Origin of the sequence: Galactobacter caseinivorans, from assembly GCF_003640665.1 — a bacterium.
Classification (GTDB): Bacteria; Actinomycetota; Actinomycetes; order Actinomycetales; family Micrococcaceae; genus Galactobacter; species Galactobacter caseinivorans.
The window spans coordinates 1-212 of record NZ_QQXL01000019.1 but is presented as its reverse complement, the minus strand read 5'-3'; the positions used below and the strand labels follow the sequence as shown (position 1 = coordinate 212).

The following is a 212-nucleotide window of genomic DNA, read 5'->3' as shown; positions in this document are numbered from 1 at the left end:
AGCGGACAACGGGATTCGAACCCGCGACCTCCACCTTGGCAAGGTGGCGCTCTAGCCAGCTGAGCTATGTCCGCATGTTGCTACTCACATCAAAAAACCACTGCCGCCTGTGCAGAGCACTGTGGCAGAGGTTTTCGTGCGCGATACTGGGATCGAACCAGTGACCTCTTCCGTGTCAGGGAAGCGCGCTACCGCTGCGCTAATCGCGCCTA

The 212-nt window shown here is 59.0% G+C and carries 2 tRNA genes; both read right to left on the bottom strand.

Features of this window, described 5'->3' with window-relative positions:
• Window positions 1–74 (bottom strand) — tRNA-Gly (locus tag DWQ67_RS13555).
• A gap of 63 nt (window positions 75–137) precedes the next feature.
• A tRNA-Val gene (locus DWQ67_RS13550) sits at window positions 138–209 on the bottom strand.
• Window positions 210–212: the final 3 nt, after the last annotated feature.